The sequence below is a fragment of the Hymenobacter lapidiphilus genome (assembly GCF_013377885.1).
GTDB lineage: Bacteria > Bacteroidota > Bacteroidia > Cytophagales > Hymenobacteraceae > Hymenobacter > Hymenobacter lapidiphilus.
Window position 1 is genome coordinate 1 of record NZ_JABKAU010000056.1, and the last position, 21,106, is coordinate 21,106.

Annotated in this window: 22 protein-coding genes; 16 read left to right on the plus strand and 6 right to left on the minus strand. The window is 61.3% G+C overall.

Features of this window, described 5'->3' with window-relative positions; translation table 11 throughout:
• The 8 genes from HW554_RS20435 to HW554_RS18825 all read left to right on the plus strand — a co-directional run.
• Positions 1-276 (plus strand): hypothetical protein (locus HW554_RS20435; protein WP_218134783.1); only part of this gene is annotated, 276 nt, incomplete at its 5' end.
• A gap of 68 nt (positions 277-344) precedes the next feature.
• Complete coding sequence (locus HW554_RS18795; protein WP_176910070.1) at positions 345-875, plus strand: hypothetical protein; 531 nt, start codon at positions 345-347, stop codon at positions 873-875.
• Positions 856-2,325, plus strand: a complete 1,470-nt coding sequence (gene terL / locus HW554_RS18800; RefSeq protein WP_176910071.1) for a phage terminase large subunit — start codon at positions 856-858, stop codon at positions 2,323-2,325. The genes HW554_RS18795 and terL overlap by 20 nt, the downstream gene beginning before the upstream one ends.
• A 57-nt stretch (positions 2,326-2,382) precedes the next feature.
• Positions 2,383-3,096, plus strand: a complete 714-nt coding sequence (locus tag HW554_RS18805; protein WP_176910072.1) for a hypothetical protein — start codon at positions 2,383-2,385, stop codon at positions 3,094-3,096.
• Between the two features lie 217 nt (positions 3,097-3,313).
• On the plus strand, positions 3,314-3,763 hold the full coding sequence (locus HW554_RS18810) for a hypothetical protein (protein ID WP_176910073.1): 450 nt from the start codon (positions 3,314-3,316) through the stop codon (positions 3,761-3,763).
• 6 nt (positions 3,764-3,769) lie between these two features.
• Positions 3,770-4,342, plus strand: a complete 573-nt coding sequence (locus HW554_RS18815; protein ID WP_176910074.1) for a hypothetical protein — start codon at positions 3,770-3,772, stop codon at positions 4,340-4,342.
• Between the two features lie 64 nt (positions 4,343-4,406).
• Positions 4,407-5,996, plus strand: a complete 1,590-nt coding sequence (locus tag HW554_RS18820) for a hypothetical protein (RefSeq protein ID WP_176910075.1) — start codon at positions 4,407-4,409, stop codon at positions 5,994-5,996.
• Positions 5,997-6,022: 26 nt separating this feature from the next.
• Entirely contained in the window at positions 6,023-8,218 is a 2,196-nt protein-coding gene (locus HW554_RS18825; protein ID WP_176910076.1) for a hypothetical protein, read from the plus strand.
• A gap of 184 nt (positions 8,219-8,402) precedes the next feature.
• Here HW554_RS18825 and HW554_RS18830 read toward each other — a convergent pair whose 3' ends face one another.
• The 4 genes from HW554_RS18830 to HW554_RS18845 all read right to left on the minus strand — a co-directional run bounded on the left by HW554_RS18830 (position 8,403) and on the right by HW554_RS18845 (position 11,097).
• The gene (locus HW554_RS18830) at positions 8,403-9,311 is read right to left on the minus strand and encodes a hypothetical protein (RefSeq protein ID WP_176910077.1); all 909 of its coding nucleotides are present in this window, start codon (positions 9,309-9,311) and stop codon (positions 8,403-8,405) included.
• Between the two features lie 71 nt (positions 9,312-9,382).
• Positions 9,383-9,775 (minus strand): hypothetical protein, encoded by a 393-nt coding sequence (locus HW554_RS18835; protein ID WP_176910078.1) that lies wholly within the window; start codon positions 9,773-9,775, stop codon positions 9,383-9,385.
• Between the two features lie 264 nt (positions 9,776-10,039).
• Positions 10,040-10,765: a hypothetical protein gene (locus HW554_RS18840; RefSeq protein WP_176910079.1), complete on the minus strand. Its 726-nt coding sequence runs from the start codon at positions 10,763-10,765 to the stop codon at positions 10,040-10,042.
• Entirely contained in the window at positions 10,765-11,097 is a 333-nt protein-coding gene (locus HW554_RS18845) for a hypothetical protein (RefSeq protein ID WP_176910080.1), read from the minus strand. The genes HW554_RS18840 and HW554_RS18845 overlap by 1 nt, the downstream gene beginning before the upstream one ends.
• Positions 11,098-11,283: 186 nt before the next feature.
• On the opposite strand from HW554_RS18845, the gene HW554_RS18850 reads away from it, so the two are divergent.
• Together HW554_RS18850 and HW554_RS18855 are read left to right on the plus strand one after the other, a co-directional pair.
• Positions 11,284-11,451, plus strand: a complete 168-nt coding sequence (locus HW554_RS18850; protein ID WP_176910081.1) for a toxin-antitoxin system HicB family antitoxin — start codon at positions 11,284-11,286, stop codon at positions 11,449-11,451.
• A gap of 439 nt (positions 11,452-11,890) precedes the next feature.
• On the plus strand, positions 11,891-12,349 hold the full coding sequence (locus HW554_RS18855; protein WP_176910082.1) for a hypothetical protein: 459 nt from the start codon (positions 11,891-11,893) through the stop codon (positions 12,347-12,349).
• A 26-nt stretch (positions 12,350-12,375) separates the two neighbouring features.
• Here the strand turns inward: HW554_RS18855 and HW554_RS18860 are convergent, their stop codons facing one another.
• Positions 12,376-15,039: a coiled-coil domain-containing protein gene (locus HW554_RS18860; RefSeq protein ID WP_176910083.1), complete on the minus strand. Its 2,664-nt coding sequence runs from the start codon at positions 15,037-15,039 to the stop codon at positions 12,376-12,378.
• A gap of 101 nt (positions 15,040-15,140) precedes the next feature.
• The gene (locus HW554_RS18865; protein WP_176910084.1) at positions 15,141-15,356 is read right to left on the minus strand and encodes a hypothetical protein; all 216 of its coding nucleotides are present in this window, start codon (positions 15,354-15,356) and stop codon (positions 15,141-15,143) included.
• Positions 15,357-15,429: 73 nt separating this feature from the next.
• Here HW554_RS18865 and HW554_RS18870 point away from each other — a divergent pair, with 73 nt between their 5' ends.
• The 6 genes from HW554_RS18870 to HW554_RS18895 all read left to right on the plus strand — a co-directional run bounded on the left by HW554_RS18870 (position 15,430) and on the right by HW554_RS18895 (position 20,948).
• Positions 15,430-16,605 (plus strand): Clp protease ClpP, encoded by a 1,176-nt coding sequence (locus HW554_RS18870; RefSeq protein WP_176910085.1) that lies wholly within the window; start codon positions 15,430-15,432, stop codon positions 16,603-16,605.
• Between the two features lie 39 nt (positions 16,606-16,644).
• A complete protein-coding gene (locus tag HW554_RS18875; protein ID WP_176910086.1) occupies positions 16,645-17,718 on the plus strand; it encodes a hypothetical protein in 1,074 nt (357 codons plus the stop codon).
• Between the two features lie 103 nt (positions 17,719-17,821).
• Positions 17,822-18,379, plus strand: coding sequence for a hypothetical protein (locus HW554_RS18880; RefSeq protein WP_176910087.1), 558 nt, complete (start codon positions 17,822-17,824; stop codon positions 18,377-18,379).
• Positions 18,379-18,990 carry a hypothetical protein gene (locus HW554_RS18885; RefSeq protein WP_176910088.1) on the plus strand — a complete coding sequence of 204 codons (612 nt, stop codon included), beginning with the start codon at positions 18,379-18,381 and terminating at the stop codon, positions 18,988-18,990. Before HW554_RS18880 ends, HW554_RS18885 begins: the two co-directional genes overlap by 1 nt.
• Before the next feature lie 36 nt (positions 18,991-19,026).
• Positions 19,027-20,325 (plus strand): hypothetical protein, encoded by a 1,299-nt coding sequence (locus HW554_RS18890; protein WP_176910089.1) that lies wholly within the window; start codon positions 19,027-19,029, stop codon positions 20,323-20,325.
• Complete coding sequence (locus HW554_RS18895; RefSeq protein ID WP_176910090.1) at positions 20,325-20,948, plus strand: DUF6712 family protein; 624 nt, start codon at positions 20,325-20,327, stop codon at positions 20,946-20,948. The genes HW554_RS18890 and HW554_RS18895 overlap by 1 nt, the downstream gene beginning before the upstream one ends.
• Positions 20,949-21,106: the final 158 nt, after the last annotated feature.

Below are 21,106 nucleotides of genomic sequence, written 5' to 3' on the forward strand. Positions count from 1 at the left end.
GCAGGCACAACAGGAGCAAGCATGAGAATGGCAATACAACCGATTAAACGCGACGATTTAACCATTGGATTCCGCATTGTGTCACTAGCCCATCCGGGCATGGGCAAGGTACTCGAGCTTGTTCGCATTCAGCCCGTGGGGTGCGACAATCGAAGCGGGGCCACGAATCACTTCGTTGGCTACGACTTTCGAGAGTTGGAAAGTGGGGCTATACGATACGGTTTCACGCTCAATTATATCAACCGCTACTTCGCCGCCGCAACCCCCACCCCATGAAACAACCGCCCCACGGATTCACCGGAGCCCCGGGTATCGGCGTCTGGTAATTTACTGTATCTTCGTATATGCCTGAGTTGACAAAACTTGACGCCACTACGCCCGCGCAGCCAGAGCGCCCTATAGCCATCTGGCGGCCGGCGTTCCTGGCTGCGCTTGGCTGCAACGGCAACGTCAGCGAGGCCGCAAAGCTGGCCGGAATAAGTCGCCAGTACGCCTATGTTGCCTACAACGAGCGGCCTGACTTCGCCGCCGATTGGGACACGGCCCTCGAAATAGCGGCCGATGTGCTGGAGCGCGAGGCCTGGCGCAGGGCCGTGGAGGGCGGCCGGCAGTACAAGTTTACCAAAGACGGGGATCCGATATGCCACCCTGACACCGGAGAGCCGTATTTTGAGATGGTGTACTCCGATGCCTTGCTGACGCTGCTGCTCAAGGCCCACCGACGCGAGAAGTTTGGCGACCAATCCCGTATTGACCTCAATCAAACTACTGCCCCCGCAAAATATGACCTAAGCCGGTTAACAGAGCAACAGTTGGCCCAGCTTGAGCTACTCACCGCCCTAGCCCTGGTGCCCGATGCTGCCGACCCACGATGAGGTAGTGGCCCAGCGGTGCCGCAACCGCTTCTACCGCTTCTTTCTGGAATTCTGGCAGACCATCGAAGCCGTGGAGCTGGTACCCAACTGGCATATCGAATACATCTGCGACGAGTTGCAGGCCGTCTACGAGGCGTGGGCCAGCGGCAACGGCCAGCCCGACGTGCTGCTTAACGTGCCGCCGGGCACCAGCAAAAGCACCACGGTCACGCAGCTGTTCCCGGCTTGGCTCTGGCTCATGAACCCGGCCACGCGCATCATCAGCTCCTCCTACGCCTCCAGTCTTTCGGTCAGCCACGCCGTAAAGACCCGCGACTGCCTGCGCTCCGATAAGTTTGAGCTGCTGTTTCCGGGCCTCATTGATGCCAAGGCGGACGAAGACGGTAAGACTGCCTACCGCAACACCCGGGGCGGGCAGCGCTATGCCACCAGCACCGGCGGGGCCGTGACGGGCGTACACGCTGACTTCATTATCCTGGATGACCCACTCAAGCCCGACGAGGCCAGCAGCGACGCGGGCCTGTCGGCGGCAGCCTCGCACTTGAAGACGCTCAGCACCCGCAAAACCGACAAGGCTCGCTCGGTGACTATCCTGGTGATGCAGCGGCTCAACGAGAAAGACCCGGCCGGTATCTGGCTCGATTCGGGCCGGCCGCTGCGCCACATCTGCCTGCCGGGCGAGCTGCCCACGGACCCAGCCAAGGCCGAGGCCCTGGTGAGCCCGCCGCACCTGACGAGCCGCTACACCGGCGGACTGCTAGACCCGCGCCGCCTGAACCACCCGGCGCTGAACCAGATGAAAAAAGACCTCGGCTCCTACGGCTACGCGGGGCAGGTGATGCAGCAGCCCAGCCCCGAAGAAGGCGGCCTGCTCAAAAAGGCGTGGTTCCGGACCATGCCGCACCATCAGTTCCTCGCGCTGCCGGGTGCCGCCGAAGCCGTGTGGCAGTTTGATGCTGACCCTGCTTACACAGCCAAGCAGACCAACGACCCCACCGGCTTTCTGGCTTCGTGCTACCTGAGCCACACGCTCTACGTGCTCGAAGCCTCCGAACACTGGCTGGAGTTTCCCGAGCTAACGGCTAAGCTGCCCGTGCTCTGCCATGCCAACGGCTACGGCCCGCGCTCGGCGCTCTACGTGGAGCCCAAAGCCAGCGGCAAGTCGGTTGTGCAGCAGCTGCGGGCCAGCACGAGTCTGAACGTGATAGAAGCCCCGGCCCCCGAAGGCGACAAGCAAAGCCGGGTTAATACGGCCAGCCCGTTCATCGAGGCCGGCCGGGTGGTGCTCATTGACGCGGGGTGGAACGAGGCATTCGTTCAGCAATGCGCGGCCTTCCCCACGGCCGCCCATGATGATATGCTCGACTGTCTGACGCAAGCCATCTTCCGGCATACGCTGGGTCCGCCCACCTTGAAGCGCGCCCGATTGCGGGGCGTATATTCCGGCTAACCCGTTAGGATTCACGGGGAATGTGTGCTACTTTCGTAGCTATAGCAACTTAGCAACATGACCCACTGGCAGGACAGCACCGGCCCGTTTCAACTGCCCACCGGCTGGCACGAGGTAGCCGTGCGCGACTTCTGCGCCCTGGCGTCGCTGCCCACACCCACCCGCGAAGGGGCCGCGTCCGTGTTTGCGGGCCGTCCGATTCAGGTCAACGCCCTGGTGGCTGACGCGCTGGCCTTTCTCAACACGACCCCGCCCACCGAAGGCGGCTTGCCCTACCCGGCCAACCTGGGCACCGAATCGTTTCTGCAGGTCGAGCGCATCCGGGCCGCCGTTACATCCGGCCCGCTGGCTACGTGGCTGCCCAGCGTCTACGGGCTGCTGGTGGCCCGGCAGAACTCCTTGCGGCCCGCCGAAGGCTTCCGGCCCGCTGTGGCGGCCCAGCAGGCAGCCCATGCCGAGGCCGATACCGTGGCCCGTATCTACCCGGCCGTGGCGCACTGCGTCGCCGAGTTGGAGCGTTTGTCGGTGCGCTATGCCGAGCTGGGGCAGGAGTGCGTTTGTGACGCCTGCACGGCGGCTAAACAAGCGGGCCTGCAACCGCTCGAAGCCCTGAGCTACTTCAACACCTTAGACGCGCTGGCCCAGCGGCTCGGCTGCACGGTGGAAGCCGTGGGCCAGATGCCCTACGACACGGTGGCTATGATGCTGCTACGGGCGCAGCGGCAACACCAGCTGCAAGCACGGATTCACCAAAACGGAAAGACGGTATGAGTTACGCTGATTTATGCAAGCAATACTGTGAGCTGAGTATTGGCCTCACGTATGCCCCAATGGGTTCCAGTCAGTTCGATGGCATTATTTGCGAAATGCGCCGCGTTCGTGGGTTGCTTCGCGAGGCAGACCGCGAAATGGAAGCCCGCACAACAAGCACCGGTGGCTACCTGCCAGGCCACCGCAACCCACCGCCCCCACCAGTAAAGCCCACGCTATGACGCCAGACGCCCAAGCCCTCGCCTACATCCGCGCCGCCGCCCTGTCCGCCTTCGCGGGCGGCCCCGGCTTTTTCCAGCACGGTACGGTTGTGCAAAACAGCCTCTCCAGCAGCGAACAGACCCCGCAGGTGTTTCTCTTCGACCCCCGGCCCAAACAGGACTCGCAGGCGGGCGGACTGGTAAAGCTCGATTGCACCCTCTCGTTTCTGGACGTGGAGCCCGGCGACGGCGACGACCCGCTGGCCGGGGAAGAGGCCATCCTGCGCATGGGCCTGCTCAAAGACCGTTTGCTTGCCTACCTGGACCTGAACCCGCTCCTCGAATTATCGGGCCTGCAATGGGAGGCCGAACGCATGGTGTACTCCACCCGCTTTACCGGCATCGTGTGCCGCTTCACGCTCTCGCTGCCTCGCTCGGCAGCGGCCAGCGCGTGCGCTATCGTGTAGGCGGCCATGCAGACGCTGCTCAACGACCCGCTGATATTGCGCGCCCTCGATTCGCTCGGCAAGTCGGGCGTGGTCAGCATCGTGGAGGCCATTAAAACCGAGCCCGTGACCAAGTTCGGGGCCGTGAATGCGTCGGGCCAGCTGGCCGCGTCCGTGCGCTACGAGGTGGCCGTGTCCGACGATTCGGCCCGGCTCACCTACTACGCGGCCTCGTATGCGCTGACGGCCGTATTTGGCCGCAAGCCGGGCAAGTTCCCGCCGATTGAGCGGCTGTTGCAGTGGATTGACGATAAGCCCCTGACCATTGAGCTGACGCGCCGGCAGGATGGCACGGCCCGGCAGGTGCGCACAGGGCCGGGCAGCAGCCGCGACCGCACGCTGCTGGATGAAAAAAAGACCGTGGCCTTTCTCATTGGCCGCGCCATTGCCGAGAAAGGCACGCTGCTGCACCAGGCCGGTAAGCCGTCTGATCTACTGGCCGGTATCAGCTCCGACGAAGCCATTGCCCGGCTCACCCAGGCCGTCATGCCCGGGCTGGTACGCACGCTCACCACGGCCCTGATGAGCGGGGAGAGGTAAAAGTATTCGGCCCAAAGTCAGCCGATTCGCCCGCGCCCGCGCCCGCCCGCGTGAACTTGCGGCCATGAGCCTAACCCTGCAACTCACGCCCGGCTGCACCGGCAATGGCGTAGGCCAACTAAGCGCCTACGCGACGACCGCGGGCAGCCCGGAGGGGTTGTTTCAGCTTTCAGTGCAGGTCTACTACGCCGATGGCACTCCGTTCGGTAGCCCGCAGTCAGCGGCCACCGGAACGGCCAACTTCGTGTTTGCGGGCCTGGGCAACGGCGCCTACTACGCCGTGGCTACCAACCAGGACGACGAAGTATCGGCGCAGGTGCCGGCCACCATCGACTGCACGCCCGACCCCAACCAACCGACCGACCCACCGGACCCCAACAATCCGGTGCCGCCCGGCCAGCGCATAGCCAATTACTGCTCGCAGGACGTGGCGGGCCAGCGGGTCGGCATCTACTTCGACGCGGCCACTTCTGCCGTGGGCGTTCACTTTACCACCGACGCTGCCTGCGGCACCGGCCCCGATGCGGCCCGGCCCGCCGATGGCGACACGCTTTACGAGGCTTGCCAGGGCACGACGCTGCGGCAGGTGTTCTACCGGGCGACCGACGATGCCGAGTACGTGGCTACGGTCAACAGCCCCGAATGTGGCTACGTGCCGCCCGACCCCGGGGCGGTTGTCGGGTGCATGGACGCTTCGGCCAACAACTTCAACCCCGCCGCTACGCAGGCCGACAACAGCCTGTGCACCTACGACGCCGACCCGCTCACGCTGCTGGCCCCGCCCGCCGATTGGGCTCCGGCGCATCTGCCGGTACTGCTGATACTTCAGGCGCTGCCCGACCCGGCCACGCCCGCGCTGCCGCGCAAGGTACTGGTGGCCATCGACACGTATCAGGGCGGCGCGTGGGTGCCGATTGGCACGATGCGGCGCGTAGCCGGGGCTGACAACTCGGTGAGCTTCAACCTGAGTGAGTGGCTCAAGGCCCGCTTTGCCATCACCCCGCCGGTGGCCGGTCTGGACGCGGCCCTGTCGGTGCGCTACCGGGTGCGGGCCGGCTTCGTGGGCGAGTTCAGCGGTGCGTTAAATGCGGCCAGTCAGCGTTACGCCACCGGGCCGCTGCACGCCGTTAACGGGGCGGCCGTCAACGGCGGGCTCGGCTCCTACCTGTCCGACCTGCTGCCCCTGCCTGAGGGCTACGACTACCTGCTAAGCAAAATCGGAGCCGAGGGCGTCAGCAACGGCCCGGCCCAGCCCGCGCCCACCGGCCCGGCCTGCCCGCTCTACCCCGTGCGCCTGCTCTGGCTCAATCAGCGCGGCGGCTGGAGCAGCTGGGTGTTCGGCGGCCGGCATGAGGCCGGTACCAGCACGGAAGGCGGCACGAGCTGGACGGATGCCGCTGGGGCGCGGCGCTACGCCAGTCGCGGCACCGTGCGGCCCGAGCTGGCCGTCTACTCCGACCGGCTGCCCCCAACGCTTGCGGCGGCCATCCGGGGCGTGCGCCGCAGCATTCAGGTCTTTGTGCTGCCCGCTACCGGTCCGGCCGTGCCCGTACTGGTGGCCGAGGGCTCCTACCGCGACTACCGCGAAGGCGACAAGACGCACACCGTGGACTTTACCCTCACTTACCCGGCCCTGCCGACCCAAACGCAGTAGCGATGCTGGAACTACTGCTAAGCGGGATGCCCGTTGATCTGCCCGAAGATGCCGCCGTGGCTCTGAGCTATCAGGTGCTCGACTTCCACGACCTGCAGGCCCGGGCGGGCGGCTTCTCCGAAACCTTTACCCTGCCCTACACGGCCCGCAACGCCCGCCTGCTGGAGTTGGCCCATTCGCTCGACTCCGATACCCGCCGCCCCTACGTGCGCCTGCCGGCGCAGCTCTACAGCAACGGCCTGCTGGTGCTGTCCGGTACGGGCCTGCTCGATAGCAGCGGGCAGAGCGGCTACGAGCTACTGCTGGTCTCCGATACGGGCGCCCTGTTTGCCGCCGTGGAAGGCCAGCCGCTCTCGGCGCTGGACTTGTCGGCCTTCGACCATGTGCTGACGCCCGCCGCCGTGCAGGCCGGCCAGCTCTACGGCGGGGCCTACACCTACCCGCTGGTGAATGACGGCCGGCTCACTTCGCGCTACACCGCCGACCCACTGCTGCCGTCCGTGCATTACACCGAACTCAGCCCGGCCGTGTTCACGGCCCCGGTGCTGTCGGCCATCGTGGCCGCCGCGCTGCCCGGCTTCGCGCTCACGGGCACGTTGCTGGCTGACGAAACCTTTCAGCGACATCAGCTGCTGGCCGGGGCCGTGGGGCCGCGCCGCCGACAGGCCTATATCGACGCGCATACGGCTACGGCCCGCACCACCCAGGCAATCGAGATGTCCGGCGTTCCGCGCGGCTCCCAGCTGCGCGGAATTGTGTTTGCGGCAGCGTCCGACCCCGGTTCTCACCTGACGGCCGGGGCCTATTTCGAGTATCCCACCTTGGCCTATACTGCCCTTCCCGAGCGCGACGAATACACGCTCACAGTCGAAGGGGAGCTGGAGTTCAGCAATATCGACACCCGGGCCAGTGGCCTGAACGGGGCTGCGTTGCTGTTGTGGGTCAACTTACCCGACCGGCCCTTTTTCGTTACCGAGCGCCTGTTCTACCAAGGAGCCGCCGTTTCCGGCCGTACGCGCATCAAGGCCAGCGTAACCATTCCCAATACGGGCGGCGAAAACTTCACGCTGATTCTTAACCTGCTCAACCAGGGAACCGTGCGCCTGCTACCGGGGGCCGCCTTCACCATCACGCCCGGCCCCCGGGCCTACGAGAACAGCCCCGTTCATCTGGACGCGAACCTGCCTGACTGGAGTCAGTCGGATTTGCTGCTGCTGCTGGCCAATCAGTTCGGGGCCGTGTTTCAGGTAGACCCGGCCAGCGAAACCGTGCGCGTAGACCGGCTGGCCGACCTGCCGGCTGCCGTGCCGCTGGATTTGACCGATAAGCTCGATTTCAGCCAGCGCCCGCGCATTCGCTACCGGCTGGGCAGCACGGCCCGGCAAAACGAGTGGCGCTACGCCGATGCGCCCGCCGCCTACGAGCTGCTGGCCGATGCCGACTACACCGGGGCCGGGCAGCTGCTGTGCCCCGATGAAACCCTGGAAGCTCATGCCGACGCCTACGTGGCCCCCGGTCCGGCGCTGCGCAGCGGGCCGGCCGTTACGGGCGCGGCCGCGCTGCCCTGGCTGCCGCGCTTCACCCAAAAGGAGGGCAGCGCGTTTGAAATCTACACCAGTGGCCACCGGGTCGGCAGTGGCACCTACGTCTACAAGGCCGGTCGGTTCTGGAAGTCGAAGCAGGAAACCAGCACCATTCCCAGCTTCGACCAGCTCGATAAGTGGGAGCCGGTGGCCGAAGCCGATGTGTTCAGCGGCGGCGGCAAAGGGGAGAGCGTATGCGCCCTGTTTGCCCCGCTCACCGAAGCGCAGGCGGGGGGCGTGCTGATCGGAGCCGAAAGCGACCCCGCCCCGTTTCGGCCCACGGCGGGCCTCACCTTTGAGGGGCTCGATTACGCGGCCGATCTGCTGCCCGCCTACTTCGCACCCGTGGCCGAGGCACTGAGCAGGGTGGCCGTGCTTGAAGTGGGTATGCGCCTGAACGCGGCCGACATCTACGCGCTCGACTTCACCCGGCCCATCGTGCTCAGCGTGGCCCACTGGCCGGGCTACGGCCCGCTGTCGGGCAGCTTCTGGCTCAACCTGATTGATCAGTACCAGCCCGGTTCCACCGCGCCCGTGCGCTGCGAGTTGGTGAGCCTCAACCGTCTGGTGGGCACCGTGGCCCCGCCGCCCGTACCCGCCGGCATCTTTGACTACACCTTCGATAGCGCCTTTGAATGAAAATTCAATGTAGCTGCCTGGCCGGCAAGCCGGACGCTCCGAAAAAGGCTTTTAGAAGTACGGGTGTTTGCGCTTCGCGCCGGACCCGACGCGCCCCGCCTGTTCTGTTGTTTGGACCTGCGGACCCGGTGCCGACGTGCGGGCCATAAAAAGCCCCGACTAGAATAACCAGTCGGGGCTTTTTTTACTCTAAGCCGGTGGGTGGGGCGTAGGCCCTGAAGGCTGATATTACTTCTAGGGTGTTTGTAAAGCACTCTGTATGCCCGCTAAAGTGCAGGGTCGGAATGTATTTATGTAGCTTCAGCGCCCTATGTAGCCCCCGCTCTGCTTCGCTTGCTTCGCCTGCATCAGAAAAGGAATGTGCGCCAATTTGCTCGAATTGATAAGGAAGGCTCGAGCCGTTTCCGAAACGCTCTTTTACAGAAATACAGGTTACACCAATCTTCAAAAAGTCCTCTGCGTCATTGTATATTCTTACTAGATACAAAATTGCTTTTCTGCCCGCAACCGTCTTACTCCATGCTTTATAACCAGAAACAGCCAAACCCTCGGCGCACTTTGGGCAGCCTAGGCCTCTCGCGTGAAGCGAAGGCGTTTGCATGAATCGGCCATGTGTTCGGCAGTTGATGGGGGCCTTTACAATAGAAAGCACATGCGCTGGGAAAACTGAGTAGTCGTAACGCTCCCCGTGCTTGTCTTTGAACAGCGTTAAATAGTAGTCTCTGCCCTTTATTAGTTGGGTTACCCGCAAACTTAAACCGCACACAGGACAGCCAGCCCCGCGCAAGTGAACATAGGGCAACTGCTGAAAAGGGCCGTGTTCAGGGCAGCGAATCGCCACGTTTGTCAAACTGTGCATTGACTCTGGCAGCGTACTATAATCGTATTTCCGGCCGTGTATTTCGGTAAACTCATCAATCCACTGTTGGCGATTTTTGGTAACCCTTTCTACCTGTGAAGCCCTTGCACACACAGGACAGCCAGCCCCGCGCAAGTGAACATAGGGCAACTGCTGAAAAGGGCCGTGTTCAGGGCAGCGAATCGCCAGACTCGTTACGCTGCCAGCATATTGCGTTTCGGTGTAGTCGTACATCGTGCCATGCAGCGCTTTCGCCTTGGCTATGAATCCCTTTGTGTCGAGCTTTAGATGTCCTTTGGGTGGCATTACACATCAATCATTACAGATTTCAAGATAAACGTAGAATCTGGCAACAGCAGCAGCACGGCATCAGCCGACCCATAGCATTCCGTTTTACCCGCGAAGGGCAGCAGCGGCGCATATGACACTAGGCCACTGTTATGCACCAGCTGTTCCAAATCCCACACCTTGCCAGCATCCCAAGAGCTATACCGCGCCAACGTACGCCAACGGTACGGCATCTTGCCCGCCGCGAATCGGGAGGCCACGCAAAAGGAAATTCCGACCTTGTAAAACACTTCCCCGTTGCCGTAGCAGCGAATGACATACAAGGTAGCCTTCCGCCCCTTTTGCATCCCGACCCAGGCGGCGCGGGGGCATCCCACCCCCGCGCCGCGTTGTTGTATTGGGTTAGCCACTAGTTCAGGCAGACAAGGTTGGTATTTACCACGGCTGACAGGGTTGTTTCCCGCCGCCCTCTGGTAGCAATAGCGCAGACTTGTTCGGGGGAAGGGTGCGCCCGCTGGCTAACAACGGCCGCGTAGGCGAACCGCAACCGCTTGACCATGCTCTTTACCTGCCGTTTGCCACACTTAACAAAGGCGGGGAATTGGTGCCCGATGCCTACGCAAATCACGACGCGGCACCCTTTGAGTTCGGGCGCGGCCGATAGAATGAGGGCGCTATTCATCTTGCCCCCCTTTCACAATTTCGCGGGCCTGATGCACTAACTGTTCCCGAACAAACCCCTCGTATTTGCGAACGGCCCGGTCAAGCCGTTGCTCTGTATCGGCCCGAATGATTTGGTTTATCCACAGGGCGGCGCGGGCTGATACATTGGATAGCAGGGGCCGGGAGTTGGCGGCTTGCATCGTAACGGCGCAGTATCCGTCGAATAGCTCCTTTTGTATCTGCCGTTCCCCCCATGCTTTGAACTTGGCTTCGTCGGTGGGGTAGGTAGGGTTTGCCAGTGGCTGTTGCTTTCGCGCCCCGTAGGTAATGTAACAGGCCACTTCATAGAGGGCAAACGATTCATCTTTCCAATGCAGGCGGGTTCGGGTGTCTAGCCGCCCCTGGTACCTGTCCCATTGAGCCTGAATGCCCCGCTTGCGAAGTCCCGTAATGCGTAGCAGCGTTACGCTTCCCCGGTACTCCCAGACGTACACCCGGCCAACGGTTATAGCGGCGCGGCTGGTTACTTCTTTCACTCCCAACACGGTGCCGATTGGGAAGGCCGCGCCCATCATATTGTCGGCTACTGTCCAATGCAGGAGTTTATTCAACTCTTTGTGTCGGGCAATCGGAAACAGCAATTCGCCCACGAAGGGAAGGCCCGGCTCCAGCACGGCCCGCACTCCCTTAGTAGCAGCGGCTCCCGCCGCTGCTACTTTTTTGTTGCCCGCTGCCATTACGCTGCTACGGGAAGGCGGGCGTAAGACCCATCGTTGAACGCCAGATACACGCTATTCTCGCGCTCCTTATACACGCGGTACACGTTGCGGAACCAGCGTTGCAGCTTGGCTACACATTCGGTCTGATACACCGAATCGTTAGCGCGGAGCCGTTCGGCGGGGTTGAACAGCGGCTCAATCATCATTCCCATGATGTTAGCCCGCATAGCTCGGATAGTAGCTTGCTCTGCTGCCGTGGCCTCTTGGCGGGCGATGTGGCGGCCTAATGGGCCGGTGTAGATTCGGGTTGGCATAGCGTTTGCCGTGCCGGGGTTGGCTGCAGTTTGCATACCTTTGGGGTGTGAGTAATGATAGGGGTTAGCGCCCCTGTTTTGAAAATCGGGTCAACCCTTGCCGGGGTTGGCCCTTTTTGTTGTCCTTCAACACTTCAAAGATACTAATAATTTACTAGTAAACAACTGGTGAATGAAAATAATTTACTTGCATCTATAAGTAAAAGACTATACATTTGAGGCATGAAAGCAGACAAAACCCGCAAGCCTCAGATTGGTATCCAGGTGGAAGCGGAAGAGAAGGAGTTATTCGAGGCTGTAGCGAAAGCGCGGGGCACCAAGGTTGCCTCCCTTATGAAAATACTGATGCATGATGAGGCGCGGCGGCTGGGCATTTCCACTCCTGACTAATCTGGCTCGTGCCCGCACGTCGGGTCCGGCGCGAAGCGCAACCTATCCCTTCTAAAAGCCTAGCGCGTCCGGCTTGCCGGCTAGGCAGCTACATTGTGCCTATGCGAGAGCTACCGCCCGCCCAACGAAAGAGGCCCCACGTAATCAACCTGACTGATGCCGAGTATCAGCAGCTAGAGGCGGCGGCGAAACGGGCGGGGTTTAAAACAGCCAGCCAGTACATAGCGGGGCTGTTGAAAGAGCAACGCGAGGCGTTCCGGCTCAAGTGGGACTAAGGAAGTACGGTTGGCCGGCTTGCCGGCTAGGCAGCTACATTGCGTCGAATCATTACATTTGCGGCAAGTTGCAGGCAGGTAAAAGGAAAATTTAGCGCCTGCAAGACAAAGCCCGTCCGGAAACCGGACGGGTTTTTTGGCCTCTGCTTTGTATGTTAGCAGGCATGAAAACAACTATCCTGCTTATTGCCCTAGTGCTGGCCTCCTTGTTAACTCAGGCTCAGGCGGCCTTTGCCCCGTTGCCTTTCAAGGGCGCCAACTTGATTCTAATACAGACCCCCGATAGCGCCAATGTCGCTCTTGATAAGATAGGCCGGGCTCTGGTAGCCAGGGGCTACACTATAAAGGCGTTCGACAAACAATTTCACACGTTGCTTACAGAGCCGCTTCAGGTACGCACCGGGGCCTTTCCTACTACTATGACCGTCAAGGCTATCGGGCGGCCAGAGGGCGGCTTGCTCTTGTCTGGTGAGCTAATAGCTGATATGCGCGTACTTAGCCCAACTTCGGAAAACACGCGCGTTCAGGTGCAACAGGTAGGAAAAGGCCCTGCTGGTTACTTTCTAATGCTCCAGCAGTTGGCAGAGGCTTTAGGGGCAGAACTGCATTACGGCAAAAGGTAACAGCCAACCTACGTGCGAGTAGTAGGCTACGACGACTTGCGGCCGATAGACGACTTGTTGCGCGGGGCCTCGTACCCTTCGCGGGCCTTGATGAAGCTGCGGAAGCCTATTTCAGTCGGCATATACTTGGCCAGCGTCTTGCCCAGCAAGTCGTAGTCGAGCGGTGGCGGCATCTCACTGGCCGCCCGCTGGGCAAAGCCTCCGTCGAATATAGGGGTCGGCGGAGCCGCGCCCGCAAAGCCCCCGGTGGCGTAACGCGCCCATCCTTTACCGCCGCCCATCTCATTTATCCAACTCAAAACCGGGCCGTACATAGAAGTTGAACGGGCATTGATAACGCTTTCTCCGTTGCTGAGCATGGCCGGAATCGCGTCATCTTTTGGCCCGCCGGGGCCAGAAACAAAGCCGCCATCCGCAAATTGTTTCGTGGTCTGCTGCCCAATGATTCCCTTCACGCTTTCAAACGCTATCGTTATTGCGGCTACCGATGCGGCCGCCTTAATGAAGCCAATGGGGCCTGGGCTTGCGCCTATGGCTTTCACTGTGGCCTCTACTTGAGCGGCTAATACTGTCTTTTGCAGTGAGTCGAGTATCAGAATCAGCAGCTTGCCGAAAAAGGCTTCTGCTGTTGCCCCGCTATCGAGTAGCGTTGCGGCAAACAGATTGCCTAATTCTGTTCCGAACGCTGCTGCTGCGTCGGCGCGGCCCCGGTTAATCTTATCTTCTTGGTCGGCAACTTGCTTTATCTGGCCTATTTCCAGCTTGGTTCGCTGCTTGGTCAGTTCGACGGTATCTTTGTTGAAGCGTTTTGCCAGTTGGATACGGGCCTCAACAGATGCCCGCTCGTTCAAATATACCCCGCGCTGGTACGCATCTTCCGTAATTTCCCCTTTGGCGCGGGCGCGTTCTAAGGCCTCCTGCTGGCTATCTAAAAAGCCTTGCGCCGCGTCGCTGGCCTGCTTAAATCGGTTCTCCTGCTGCCTTTGTTCGGCCTGCGTAGTTAGCAGCGCGGCCTTTGCTTTATTATTGCTTTTTTCATCTAGGGCCAGAATCTGAATCTGCAACTCCTTGCCAATAAGCTCCTGCTCAATAGCCAAGTATTCGGCGCTGCCGGTTCGGGCCAAAAGCAGGCGGCGGCGTAATACGTCGGCGTCGGCGTCGGCGGCAGCGGCGGCGCGTCGGCGAAAGAACGATTGCTCTAAATCCGATTTATCATTCTCGAATTTGACGCTTAAAACCGTCTTTTGTTCGGCGGTCAATTTCTCTTGGGCAAGCTCCAGCGCATATGCACTCTTCAGTTTTTCGCTGCGTATGCGGAGTTCTTCGTCGGAGTTGGTTTCGACGGTGCGTAGCCGTTCGTCTAGTAGGGCTATTTCACCTTGTAGTAACTGCTTACGGGCTTCTAGTTCCTTTTGCGCCCGTTCCTGCGTTTGCTTTAGTGCCGCGTCATTAGCGGCCTTATTTGCCGCCGCTGCAGACTTTTGAATCTCGACCACTTTATTATTTAGCTCAATCTGTCGAGTGCGAGCGGCTTCTTGAATCCCAGATAGTTTGATTTCTTGCTCGGCTAGATTTTGATTATCCGCTGTCAGATTGTTGGTCAGGCCCTGCTCTTTACGAAGGTTATCAATACGCCGCTGTTGCAAGTCAATGGCTTTTCGCTCTTGCTCCTGTTCAATGGCAAATGCCTGTTTTGAGGCGGCTACGCGGGCGGCGCTGCTTTTACTTTGGTCTTCGGCAAGGAATTTCAACCCTTCAACCTGAGCGCGGCTTTTCGCCCGTTCTACATTCAGGCTGCGTTCTTCGTCGCGTAGCTGCTGACTGACTTTTGCAATGGCTTCCCCGGCTTTTGCCGATTCGTATAGCTCGGCTGTAAAGGCTTTAGTTTTGGCCGTGGCGTCGGTTACGCCGGTTCCCAGCTGAATAAATCCGTCGCGTAGCTTGCCCACGTCGCCACTCGAAATAGCTTCAACCAGCACCCCGAACGCTTTTAGTCGATTCAGTAGATTGGTTTGCAGGAAGTCCACTAGGTCGGCGGCGGCCTGTTTGGGATTGGAAAACGCATCAAACAGCAGTTTGCCCACCGCCGAAACCTTGTCCGTTAGCACTCCTAGTACAACGGTTACCCCCTTCGTTTTGCGCTCGACAAAATCCAACCCTTCCTGCGTTCTGGTTAGGTAGGTATAGAGGGCCGTAAGCCCGGCTACGATGGCAAAAATGGGCAAGGCCAGCAGACTTACCTTAAATAGGTTGGTAGCCGTAGTGGTGCCGCCCAACGCCGATTTGGCTAGATCTTGCGCCTGCGTGAATCGGGCCTGCACTCCGCTGGCCTGTCCCATTACGGAATTTAACAGGCTGTTTTCCTTTGCCGTGGCACGTAGCGTAGCCCCAAAGGATGCCGTTTTAGCCGTGGTATTACCGGTGGCGGCTGTCAGCGCCTGATTCACTTTTACCTGTTCCTCGTTCGCCTTCGTAAGCGCCCGCTGTTCGGTGGTTATATCGGCTGTTTTCTGCTTTAGCCGCACCTGTCCGGCCGCCAATTCATCCTGCGTAATGCGGCCTTCCTTAAAGGACTTATTTAGCTCTGTATTAGCCGATTTGGTGTCTAGTAACTGCTTTTGCAACTCCACTATTCGCGCCGTATTGGCTTGAATATCGACCTGTAAGGTTATCGTTTCCTGTGCGGGCATGGCATCCGTGGTTTAGACACGGAAGTTCGGCACCGGGTTTTGCCCGTGCTGCGAATCGGCCCTTTTACGGCGGTATTTATTTACCCACCCATTAGCGCGTGCTACTTCTGGCCCGGCGGCTTCGGAGCGGGCACCGGGGGCCGGGTCTGCACGAACTGCTGCTGAATCTCGCCCCGGCTGTAGGCAATTACCACCGGGGCCAGCATGGAGGTGAAGGTACGAACCGGCGCATCCTCGCGCATCTCGTTGAGCCGCTCGTAGCAGGCATCCGACACGATGAGCTTCACCACCTTGAATCCATCGGGAGTACTGGCCATAGGAAGGTATAGTTATCGGCCGATTATCGGCCGTTTGACATACACCAAGTTAGGCAATTTCTAGCTTTGTGTTATGCGCGTTGCAAAAGTAAATTTCTTAGACTCCATCGGATGCGCCGATTTCTTCTACGGCACCACGTTGCAAGACGTGCGCTATGCTGTTGAAGGATATAGCGCCTTTGAAGGGGGCGAAGCAGCCAAGTATCCTGAATCGGTCGAATTGTACTTTTGGAAGTGCTACGGCGGCGACGTGTACGAAGGCTATGCCATCTACAACTACCTGCGCGAATTATCGAAGCAGGGCGTAACGGTCAAATGCTATATCCACGGGCTCTGCGCCTCCATTGCCGTGCTCGTGGCGCTGGCGGCCGATGAAATCTACATGGCTGATGCCGCCCTGCTGATGACCCACGCGCCGATGGTAGACACCGGGGTCTTCGCCAACGCCGCCGACCACCGCGAGGCGGCGGCCTTTCTCGACAAAATCACAGCCCAGATCACCAGCCGCTACCTGGCCCGCACCGGCGGCAAGCTCACGCCCGAAATGGCGGCCGAGCTGCTCACCCGCGAAACCTACCTGAGCGCCGACGAGGCCCTGGCCCTGGGCTTCGTGACGGCCAAGCTCACCGACGACTTACTGCCTGCTCCCGTGGGGGAAGGTAAAGTGCTCAATTACTTCAAACCCCAAACCCCGCAGAACATGGCCATTACCGCCGCCGACGAAACGCGCCTGGTTGATAAGTTTATCAACGCCGCCAAGAACTACTTCGCTCCAAAGAACGAAGAGGCCGCCCCTACCAACCTGACAGTAGCCCTGGAAGGCGAGGCGGGCAACATCTACGTGGATACCACGGCCGACGACCTTGCCCAGGGCGACATGGTGTACACCGACGAAGCCCTGACGCTGGCCGCCGCTGACGGCAACTACACGCTGGCCGATGCGCGCAGCATCACGGTTGCGGCCGGGGCTATCGAATCCATCACGTCGGCCAGCAACAGCGCGGCCCCTGGCGCCGATGAGCTGGCCGCCGCCAACAGCCGCAACGCGGAACTGGAGGCGCAGGTAGCCGCCCTGACGGCTGAGCGGGACGGGGCCACCAACTCGGTGCGCAACCTGCAGAACCGCCTGAAGGCCGTGCCCGGCTCTACCGGCAACCCCACCCCGGCCGGCACGCAGACGCCCGCCAATAAGGCCGCGGCCGGCGCTGCTGCCGCTACCACTCCTCGCCTGAACGTCGTGCGGCGCTAGGCTTTTCTCTTACGCTTCTAACCCCCGACACCCGTAATCATGCCTATCGAAATCACCATTCAGGACGACATCTCCTACTGCGGCAATGAGCCCGGTTCCATTGGAGAGGCCATTGTAAAGCGCGTCTTCAACAACGAGAACCTGGAGGCCACGCTCGGCATCACCATCCGCGAGGATGTGGTAGTGCGCGAGAAGATGCTCCATGTCCACATGGCCAAGTACATCACCCGCAAACGGGCTGGCTGTGGTGAGCGCACCAATTCGGGCCGCCCCATTTTCCGCGAAAAGTACCTGGACGTAGTAAATGCCCAAATCTGGGACGAAATCTGCGCCGAAGACTTTGGCGGCACCGTAGCCGAACTGGCCCGCAAGAAGGGCTATGATGTCAACAACCTCCAGGATACGGAGATTGAGGCCATCTACACCGACTTGTACACCAACATCTGGGAGCGCGACTTTTCGATGATTGTGCAGTTTGGCGACACCGACATCGTTGTACCAGCAAAGCCCGCCGCTGACGCTGACGAAGCCCTGAAGCTGGCCTACGCTAAGGCGGCCACGCTCTCCATCACGGATGGCTTCTGGAAGCTGGTGTTTGCCGGTGTGGCCAACCGTGCCGCCGATGCCAATGACCCCGATGGCATTATCCGGGCCGTGGAGATTCCGGCCGGCGCATTGCCCGCCAACTACACCCGCGACGTGCTGCTGCCCGCGCTCTATGACGGTCAGAGCCTGCTCATGGACCAGGTAGAGGATGGACAGAAGCTGATCGTACTCAGCCGCTCGCTGTACCAGAACCTGTCAGCCTCTATGCGCAACTTCACCACCACCGGCGAGGCCAGCAACGGCTTCTTTAAAGATGGTGCGGGTAATCTGAGCTATGAGGGCGTTCCGATTGTCAAAAACACCGACATCGAGCAGGAAGTGGACACGTTCAAGCGCCGCGCTTACCTGACCGTGAAAGGCGGCTTCCAGGTGGGCACCGACACGCACCAGCAGTCGCAGGTGATGGAAGGCTGGTACTCCAAAGACACCGACCTCAACAACGTGCGCGTGCGCTACAAGGTGGGTATGCAGTACATGGACGGTGACGTCGTGATCGTGGCCTACTAGCCACCAGCCAACACAGCAAAGCGGGCCGGTCTGCCTCCCAGGGTGGGATAGGACGGCCGGCCCGTGATGCTTTCCCTTCAACCCCTTTTCGGCCTCCAAGACCATGCCTCTCAATCCCTGCTTAATCGACTTCACCAACATCGACCCTTCGTGCGAGGCCTTCGCCAAGCCCGGCGGCTCGTTCCCGTTCCTGTTCGCCGCCCGCCTCTCTGACCTTACGCTCACCGTGGGCACGGATGGCATGGTAACGGGCGTGGCGATGAAGAACCTGGCCAAGCTCAAGAAATTCACGTCTCGCAAGTTTCAGAACAGCGGCGCGTACCCGCTCAAGCGCTCCGATACGGGCCGCACGACCTTCACCCACACGGTAGTCGAGCGCATCTACCACGAAACGCAGGCTGACCGCAACACGCTCGTCGGGCTGGCGCAGGCGGAAGACCTGGTGTTCTTCCTGCCCACCAACGCCCGGCAGGTAGAAGTGTACGGCCGGGGCCTGGGCCTAACGGCTACGGCCGGCACGGGCGGCACCGGCACCAAGCTGGACGACGACAACACCTACCTCTACACCTTCACGGGTGACGAGGCTGCTGTGCCCGCCCTGGTGCTGATTGGGGTGGACTTCGACGCCACTATTGCCGCCCTTAACGCGCTGGTGGCCTAATGGACCGCTACCCTGAACTCACGCTGGCCGTGCGCTCAGCCCTCGCTTCGCTCGGCAGCACGCCCACCGAAACGCTGCTGGCGCTCTACCACGAGTGCTTCGGGGAAGCCTGCCGCCGCCGCGACCGAATGGCGCGGCGGCTCGGCAGCTGGCTCAATACCCGGCCGGTAGCCGAAACAACTACCGCAACGCTTACCGAATCCAGTTCCACCCTAACGACTTCTTCGATGCCCGTATCCGAAAACTTCCGCTTCAAGGCCAGCTACAAAGCCCACAAGGCCATTGTGCACGCCCCCGAAACCCGCTACGTGGACGCCTCCAACCTGCAGGACGCCGACGTGCCGACCCTGCAGGCTTACGACCGGGGCCACATGGTCGAGCCTATTCCCGGCCGCGAAAAGCAGGCCGCCGCCGCCTTGGCCGAACTCACCAAAGCCCAGCAGCCCGAAGTGGCCGAAGATCAAAAGCCCGAGCTGCCGACCCTGAACGTCAACAAAGCCGAGCTGCAGGCCATCTACGCGGCCGAAATCGGCAGCAAGCCGGCTGATGAACTAACCGTCGATCAGCTCAAAGACGTGCTCACCAAGCACCGCAACGCTCCTGCCAAGTAAGCTACCAGAGCAAGCCGCCCGTAACCCCGCCCGCCTGTGTCAACGCCCGCCCGCCCCGCCCGTACCATCTCCGCCGCGCCTGCCATGCGGGCGTTCAACATGGCCGTGCCGCCGACGCTGCCCGCCGTAGTGGCGGTCAGGGGCACGGCCACGGCTCCGAGCGGGGGCAAGGCCATTGCCTACGGGGAAGGCGACACGGCTCCGCAGGTGTGTTTAGACGCGGCGCTCGACTCGGGTACGGCCTACCGGGCGCTGGAGCGGCGGGCGCAATTCCTGGAGGGCACGGGGTTTCCTGTGCCCGTCACGGACCCCCGCGCCGCCGGCTACGACCCCAGCCTGCTCAATACGATGGGCCACACGCCCGTTCCCGGCCAGCCGGGCAAAACAGCCAACGACCTGTGGAGCGAGTGGTGCGGCTACGGGGCCTACAACAACGGCGCGGCGGCGCTGATTCGTTACGCGGCCGATGCCACGATGGAAGAACGCTACGTAGTGCCGTTTCATGCCGTGCGCAAAACGACGAAGGCTACGTTTCTGCTTAATCACAAAATTGGCCGCAAAGGCTACCGGGGTGCGGATTCCACCGAACACGGAGCCTTCGACCCCCGGCCCGAAATCATTGCCGCCATCCTGGAGCTGGCCGAACAGCCGCTGAAAGAATCTGCCCCCGATGGCCCCAAGCACGGCCAGCCGGGGCAGATTCTCTACGCCTACGCGCCCCGGCCCGGACAGGAGGATTATCCCTACCCGCCGCACTACGCGGGCCTGGAAGACGTGCTCACCGATGCCGAGTACGCCCGCTTTGATTATGAAGAGGTGCGTAACGGCTTCTTCCCTTCGGCTATGCTGACCATCATCGGGGAAGAGGACAGTACCACCAAGGACGCCAACGGCGACACCCAGCAGGACCGCACCGATGCTGAGCTGCGTGGCTTCACGGGCAACAACAATTCCGGCACGGGCCGCAAGAAGCTGTTCGTAATGGAAGCCGCCACCAAGGAGCAGGCCCCGATCCTAACGCCGTTCAACGGCAATACGAACGTGGAGAAGCTGATTGAAAAGCGCGACTCTATCGGTCAGATCGTGTGCCGCAACATCGGGATTCCACCCATTTTGTGCGGGTTTGCAAAGCCCGGTCAGCTGGGTGCGACGCAGGAGCTGGTTAACGCCGCCGAACTGACGCAGCGCAGCCTGGAGCCACTACGGCAACTACTGCTGCGCTCGTTTCTGCGCATCATGCCCGAGTTGGTCGGCCTGCTGCCCGGCCAGCACAGCCCGGTGGAAATTGCTAAAACCGTTCAGGCCACTGCCACCCCCCCGACCCCCGCCGCCTAATGCTGACACTCACCAAACAGGACTTCGTGGACGCGCTGGCCCTGAGCCCGCAGGTGGAAATGAATAAGCTCGCGCCCGCCATTGCCGATGCGTTGCGCCTGGACGTAGCGCCGCGCCTGGAAGCGGGCCTACTCGAAGCCACGCGGCAACTGTCCGTGCTGCCCGCCCCAGCTGACTGGCCGCTGGTGCTGGCCGATGTGCTGCCGGGTGTGCTGGCCGTACGCCGGGGCCGGGTGTTCACCGCCCTGGCCCCCGCGCCCGACCTTCTTTCCGATGTGCCTGGCGAGGCCGAAACCACCGCTGCCTGGCGCTATGAGCCGCTGCGTACGCTCTGGCTGCTGCTGCTCAAGCCCTACTGGCTGGCCGCCGCCTACTCGCGCTTTCTGCCCACCTCGGGCTTTCACGTCGATAAGGCCGGCTTGGTCGTGCCGACCGATCCAAACGGCACCTTTCAGCCCATCGGGGCCAGCCAGCGGGCGGCCCTGCAGGCAGCGGCCGATAACCGCCGCGACGCCTACCTGTCCGATCTGCTGCGCCACCTGCGCAGTCACCATGCGGACACTGAGCGCGCGGCTTGCGGGCGGGCCGACTCTTCCATTCATCGAAAAATACGCGGGGTATAATGGCCACTTACGACGAACTGCTACAACGGGGTGCGGGGGTACGCGACGAAACCGCCCCATCGGCCAACACCGCGCCACGCATCGGCCAGCTGCTGATTGATATTGTGGCCACCGCTAAGGGCGCCCCCTTCGCCACGACCACCCCGGCCCTGCTACTA